The sequence below is a fragment of the uncultured Campylobacter sp. genome (assembly GCF_938040115.1).
In the GTDB taxonomy this organism is placed as follows: domain Bacteria; phylum Campylobacterota; class Campylobacteria; order Campylobacterales; family Campylobacteraceae; genus Campylobacter_A.
Genome location: NZ_CALHXD010000209.1, coordinates 1 through 6939, shown reverse-complemented (window position 1 = coordinate 6939; position 6939 = coordinate 1). Strand labels below are relative to the sequence as shown.

General features: G+C 47.1%; 6 protein-coding genes and 1 pseudogene. All 7 read left to right on the top strand.

All coding sequences use genetic code 11. The annotated features are described in order from the left end of the window. A pseudogene (locus tag Q0314_RS07010) lies at window positions 1–250 on the top strand (hypothetical protein); the annotation flags it as partial. 84 nt (window positions 251–334) lie between these two features. Next, window positions 335–1675: an SLC13 family permease gene (locus Q0314_RS07005; protein ID WP_298057783.1), complete on the top strand. Its 1341-nt coding sequence runs from the start codon at window positions 335–337 to the stop codon at window positions 1673–1675. 288 nt (window positions 1676–1963) lie between these two features. Next, window positions 1964–4222 carry a flagellar hook protein FlgE gene (gene flgE, locus Q0314_RS07000; RefSeq protein WP_298057782.1) on the top strand — a complete coding sequence of 753 codons (2259 nt, stop codon included), beginning with the start codon at window positions 1964–1966 and terminating at the stop codon, window positions 4220–4222. A gap of 73 nt (window positions 4223–4295) precedes the next feature. Continuing rightward, window positions 4296–4574 (top strand): BrnT family toxin, encoded by a 279-nt coding sequence (locus Q0314_RS06995; RefSeq protein ID WP_298057781.1) that lies wholly within the window; start codon window positions 4296–4298, stop codon window positions 4572–4574. Next, entirely contained in the window at window positions 4571–4783 is a 213-nt protein-coding gene (locus Q0314_RS06990; protein WP_297937773.1) for a CopG family antitoxin, read from the top strand. Before Q0314_RS06995 ends, Q0314_RS06990 begins: the two co-directional genes overlap by 4 nt. Before the next feature lie 83 nt (window positions 4784–4866). Beyond that, complete coding sequence (thyX, locus tag Q0314_RS06985) at window positions 4867–5487, top strand: FAD-dependent thymidylate synthase (RefSeq protein WP_298057779.1); 621 nt, start codon at window positions 4867–4869, stop codon at window positions 5485–5487. 87 nt (window positions 5488–5574) lie between these two features. Continuing rightward, window positions 5575–6591: a hypothetical protein gene (locus tag Q0314_RS06980; protein ID WP_298057777.1), complete on the top strand. Its 1017-nt coding sequence runs from the start codon at window positions 5575–5577 to the stop codon at window positions 6589–6591. Window positions 6592–6939 lie beyond the last annotated feature (348 nt).

Here is a 6939-nt window from a genome sequence, read left to right as displayed (position 1 = left end):
CGACGACGTAGTGATCTACATGGACCCTCCGTACGGCGGATATAGAAAAACCGACCGAGGCAGAGACTACCGCGACAAGCTAGTTGATCAATACATAAAAAACAATAACATAAAAAAAGGCGGCACTAGCAAATCGGACGACCGAAGCTACGAGAGAGGCTACGACGACGGATACGATGACGGATACCGCGACAGACGCGACGATTATTACTATTCGCCTCGCCCGCAAGTAGGCATCCGCGTTAGATAAATTTGACGCCCGTTCGCCGCTAGTCATCAAATTTGATCGGCGGCGAAATTTGATTTACGAATTTGATTTACAAAAAGGAAAATAATGCTAACCAACCCCGTCGTGATCAGTATCCTCGTGATGACTGCGCTTTGTTTGTTAAGGTTTAACATCCTGCTTTCCATCCTCGTCTCCGCCCTAGTCGCGGGTCTCATCTATCACGGCGGATTTGCCGGCGTAGGGGCGTTTTTCGATGCGCTAACGGCCACCACATCGACGCTGATAACGGGCATGAAAGGCAACCTAGAAACCTCGCTCAGCTATATCTTGCTAGGCGCGCTCGCAGCCGCGATAGCCAACACAAACCTAACCGCGATCCTCATAAACGCCGTTAGCAAGGCTCTAGCAAAAACCAGCACCTATTTTGCTCTGATAATCGCCGCGATCGCGTGCTTGTCGCAAAATTTGATTCCCGTGCATATCGCTTTCATCCCGATTCTCATCCCGCCGCTTTTGCCGCTGATGAACCGCCTAGGCATCGACCGCCGAGCCGTGGCCTGCGCTCTTACTTTCGGGCTAAAGGCGCCATACGTGAGCCTTAGCGTAGGTTTTGGCCTTATCTTTCACGGCATCATCAAAAAAGAGCTCGCAAACAACGGCGTAGAAGTGCAGATGAGCGAGATCTCAAGTGTGATGTGGATCGGCGGCCTTTCTATGCTAGTGGGTTTGCTTTTAGCGGTTTTCGTCTTTTACCGCAAAAGACGCGACTACGCGCACACTAAATTTGAAACGAGCGAAGAGCAAGAGGCACAGTTGGCCGCAAGCCTAAAAATGACGAAAAAAGAGTGGGCGGTGCTAGGCGGCGCGGTAGTAGCCTTTGGAGTGCAAATTTATACCGAAAGCATGCCTCTTGGCGCGCTTCTTGGGCTTTTAGTCATGATAGTTTTGGGCGGTATCGAGTACCGTAAAATCGACAAAATCATGGACAGCGGCCTAGCGATGATGGGCTTTATCGCATTTATCATGCTCGTTGCCGCAGGCTTTGGCTCGGTTTTGCGCGAGAGCGGCGGTATCGAGCAGCTAGTGGGCTTTGCTAGCGAGGTGGTGGGCGGCAAAATAGGCGGCGCGATACTGATGCTAGCTATCGGTTTGCTAGTTACCATGGGCATCGGCACGAGCTTTGGCACGATACCGATCATCGCGGCGATTTACGTGCCGTTTTCGCTATCGCTGGGATTTTCTCCGGCGGCCATTATCTTGCTAGTTGGTATCGCGGCGGCTCTGGGCGATGCGGGCAGTCCCGCTAGCGATAGCACGCTAGGGCCAACAAGCGGCCTAAATGCCGACGGCCAGCACAATCACATCTACGATACGTGCGTGCCGACTTTTATATTTTTTAATATACCGCTGTTAATCGGCGGCGTAATCGGCGCGATGATTTTGTAAATTTGGCAGCTTGTCTCGCGAGCGTCTTTAACGGAGCTAGTAAAAATTTAGCTTGATAGACTATATGTCTTATCTTCGCTAAATTTTTATGTCGCAACCCTTAAATCCATCTCGCGATACGGCGCCTTCACTTTTTACGTTCAAATTTGAAGCCGAATTTGTAAATTTTGACTCATACACTCTTTTCCGTCGTTACCTTCTACAACACTAAACTAAAATCAAATTTAAAATTTGGAACGTCTTTTGCTTAAGTCATCTTAAAATTCACTTTTCAAAAAGGATAAAGCTATGATGAGATCACTTTGGTCGGGCGTTACGGGACTACAAGCTCACCAGATCGCTATGGATGTTGAGGGTAACAACATCGCTAACGTCAACACAGTCGGATTTAAATACAACCGCGCAAATTTCGACGACCTTATCTACCAAACTTCGCGTATCGCCACCGCACCGCAAAATCAACACGGCGGCGTAAATAACATGGAAGTTGGCCTAGGCACGCAGATAAACTCCACTACGAGGATTTTTAAGCAAGGCTCGCTGCAAACTACCGACAAGCAAACCGATATCGCGCTTCAAGGCGACGGATTTTTCATGGTGAGCTCCGACGGCGGCAAAACCACCTACTACACCAGAAACGGCGACTTTTCAAGAGACAGCGAAGGTAACTTCGTCGATAACGGCGGTAACATCGTACAAGGCTGGATGAGAGATGAGGAAACAGGAGAGATAGATCCTACTAGACCTATCGGCGATATAAAGATCCCAGTCGGCCTAACCGTGCCTGCTCGCGCTACGACAAACATCGCGCTAAAAGGAAACCTAGACAGCGGTAACGACGTAGGAAATAAAAAAATACCTATCTACAAACTAGACCAGCATCACAACTGGGTTGATCTCAATAACGACGGCACAAGAACTGCCAACGAAATACACGATGAAAATAACGTCGGAGAAAATAGATTCTACGTAAATAGGAACGGCGAACAAAGGATGACGGAGCGCGGAGCCGATTTGGGAGTATTGTTTAATAGCAACGGCGATGCATATAACCTAAGAGACGCCCAGGGAACCGGCGGACAAGGCATATGGGCTAGCTATGCGGATGCAAAAACCAATGCGCTAGATTTAGGTGCGGCTGCAGACGGTACTTTTGCTACCCCTCCAGCCCCAGGCAAAAATCTTGACATAAAATTAAATGGGCAGAATATAACCGGTACTAATATAATGACCATAGGTCAATTAGCAGCTCTAATAAACGGAAAATATAGCGAAACCGGCGTAGAAGCAAGCGTAACAAACGGTAATAAGCTAGTTCTAACAAATAGGAATAATACGGGAACTACAGTCAATACAAAAAACATAAAAATGACTGTAAATAATCCTGCTGATTGGGCAGGAACAGATTTTGTCGATACTAGAATAATAACCGCATATCAGTATGTTTACAATAAAACTAATGTAGCCGCTACGCATACTTATGATGATGCGCATGAAAGAGAAGTAACTACTACTGAGGATTTACGTGAAGCTATGCAAGAGGATGCTAGAAAATTTACAAACTATACCCATGAGCAAAACCCAACTACTCTAGCTGCAACCAATGATAACAACGGCGTAGAAGTAACGGTAAACGAACACGGTCAATATCAATTTAAAAATCCTAGCGCTGCAGGCGCCAAGGATATGAATATCTCTGTAACCGGTTTAACAAACGCTACTAAAAACGTAACGGAAAACGTCAAATTTACCGCATCTATGGCGCCAATTTCAGGATCTTTAAGCGCAGGCGGTTCAACTAGGGTAACCGATAGCCTAAACATGGCCGCTCATAGCTCTAGCACCGATCTTTACGATAGCTTAGGTACGAAGCATAATATAAAAATGGACTTCGTAAAACGCGGTTACACAGAAAACGGCGGAACCGAGTGGACGATGGTTATCCAAGTAGCAGAACCAAACTCTATAAATACGGTCGAGCCTAGAAACGTAGTAACAGGTTACGTGAGATTTAACCCGGACGGCTCGCTAGCGACGTATAGCCCGGCTAGCATTACCTTCGGCGCGCAAAACGGTTCGGCTATCGGCCAGCACATCGAGCTAAAATTCGGTACTACGCAGACCACCGACGGACTAACGAGCACCGACAATAACTCAAGCACCGCAGACATCAGCCAAGACGGCTACGCTAGCGGCGAGCTAAACGGTATCAGGATAGATCAAAGCGGAACGCTCGTGGGATCATTTACGAACGGCCGAAGCCTAGGACTAGCGCAAGTGGGCGTAGCTAAATTTGCAAACAATCAAGGCTTAGCCGGCGAAGGCGGAAACCTCTTCTCACGCACGGCAAACTCCGGCGATCCTATCATCGGCGCTGCTCAAACGGCCGGACGCGGTAAGATCTCAGCCTCGAGCCTTGAGATGAGCAACGTCGATCTATCTCGCTCGCTAACTCAGCTCATCGTCGTACAGCGTGGCTTCCAAGCTAACTCAAAGACGATCACGACTAGCGACGAAATGCTAAACACACTGCTTCAGTTAAAATAAATTTACCTCATCGGCTCTCTTTTTGAGAGCCGAATTTATCTTTTTATAATTATTCTATCATTATAATCGCATTATGAACTACGAATGGAATTTGATCAAAGAACGGCTAAATATCGCAAAGCACGGAGTCGATTTTAAAGAACCTAAAAGCGTATTTGCCGATGAATTTGCGTTAGTACTTTTTGACGAAGATCATTCAAACGATGAAGAAAGATTTTTAATTTTAGGCATGAGTCAAAAGGAGAGAATTTTACTCGTCGTACATTGTTACCGCGAAAACGATACGATCAGAATAATCTCCTCAAGAAAAGCAACGAAAAACGAAGCCAAACAATACAAGGAGCGAAAATGAAAAAAGAATACGACTTCTCAAAAGCGATAAAAAATCCGTATGTGGACAAGCAGTTAAAAAAGCAAATTTCGATGAATATAAATGCCGATACGATAGAATATTTTAAAAATATGGCAAATAAAAAAGGCGTACCATACCAAACGCTCATCAATATTTTTTTAACCGACTGCATGAATAGAAAACTCGACATCGCAATCGTACAAGGGTAAATTTGTCCAACTATTGGCTATAAAATCAAATTTTTATCGATTTTTAGCTAAATTTAGAGCTAAATTTAATCAAAAGAGACTAAATGCAAGTAACGCTTCTAAACTACACCCCGCTAAACATCTGCTCGCACGCTATCCGCACATGCTGGCAAAGCTTCGAAAAGAGCGACGGCGGCGGCGAAAAAGACGTCGAGCTTATCGAGCGCGTCGGTAATAAATTTAAACACGCCAGCACGCTTGAGCACCTCTCCTACAACTTCTACATCCAAGGCATCTCGCGCGCCCTACTGCAAGAGTTAGCCCGTCACCGCGTGGCGAGCCTCAGCGTCAAATCAACACGCTACACGCTAAAAGAGCTAAAAAAAGAGGCTAAATTTGAGCTTGGCGACTTTGATCGAGCGGCGAGATTTATAGTATTAACGGGCGACGAAACGGTCGATAACGCAAGCATAAAAGCGCTAGAAAATTTGCGCGAAATCCTCGCAAACACGACAAAAAGCCTCGACATCGTCAAATACTGCCTACCAGAGTGCTACAAAACCGAGCTAACGTGGAGCGTAAACGCGCGCAGTTTGCAAAATTTCCTCTCGCTTCGTAGCTCAAAATCTGCGCTTTGGGAAATCAGAAACCTTTCGATAAAGCTTTACGAGTCGCTACCGCAGGAGCATAAATTTATATTCGAGGATCACGTAAATCAGGAATAATAGAGCGCTTTGTGCCGCCTCCAAAATAAAAGGAATGCTGTGTGAAAATTTTAAGACGAAATTTAAGGCAAGATCAGGAGCGATAAAATGGGGCTATTTAATATTTTTAAAAAGGATAAATTTGACGTCGACGTGCGCCCGGACGGCGTTTTCATCGGCGGCGTAAACTGCGAGTTTGATCTGGCTAAATTTAATGAAGCCCTAGGTCAGCCGCGCGTGATCGATGACGGAGATGGCAAAAGCCGTTATTTTTGGGATGAGGCGGGGATTTTCGCCTTCGTGCGCGCAGGAGAGCTCGCAGAACCGAGGCTTTCCGAGATAGTTTTGATGCTTGAGGTCGCAAAGGGCGTGCAGCACGAGGTTCCGCGCAAGCTCTACGACGGCGCGTTCACGCTAGAGGGCAGGCCGCCGCTTGAGGCCGTGCCGGAACAGGAGCTGCGCGGCGCATATATATTTTTGGAGCTTAGCCTGGGCAAATTCGAAGTTTCGCTAGCTCTTGCCGAGGCCGTGCAGGAGCGCATAGGCGCGATGGACTTCGCCGAGCGCTTCGCTAAGCGCGACACCGACGAGATCGCAGACATCGTGCGAGCTGCGAAAATGCCGATAGGGCGCGTCTGCATCAATCAAAAAGAGAAAAAGGTAAAGCCGAGGCCGAGCGATAAATTTAAGCTTCCGCGCGCGGCGGGTGAGACACTAGCGTTTAAAAATTTCAATTTCAAAATCGCCGTAATGAACGAACTGATGTATGAAAAAGCCCTGCTAGAGCCTAAATTTGACGTGTTTGAGTATTGCGAGGAGCGCGGCATCGATCCGTACGCGGATTTCGGCGCGCTGCCGCAAGCCAAAAAGTGGTTCAAGGACTATCCGGTCCCTGCAGATTTGGCGGAGCGGGTGAGCGAGCTATCTCTTGACGGCGGAAACGAAATTTATCTACAAATCGCGCCTGATTGGGACGGTGAGGACGAGCTTTTTGACATAAAAAACATTGATGCCGCCGAGCTTGCGCCCTTCGTTAATCTTAAGAAAATCGAAACGACCGGCATCGGTATATCTAAAAAGGCGCGAAAAGCCTGCGCGGATGCGGGGATTACGGTAGTTGATTAAGCGTGTGAAAATGGACTTTGAGCCATACGGCGCGCGGTTTTAAAAAGCTGAAATAGGCTTTTGAGCTGCGGTGTGCGCTCTTAAAGGTCGTAATTGTTGCCGTGCCGCGCAAAATTCCACGCAAAATTCTACTTATAGCAAGCGCTATAAATGAGCTTCGAAAGGCGCTTGGCGAAGCATCTGACATGTCTAATTTGGGCGCGCGTTACAAAGCTTTGAGAAAGCTCGTTTGCAGCGTAAGAGCCACGCCGCTAAATGTGCGAGATGAGTGTGTTACGCGAGTAAAAAAGTTCGCTTTTTAATTTTGGAAAAATTCGCTGCGTAGCAAGGGGATTAAATTTACCGCTT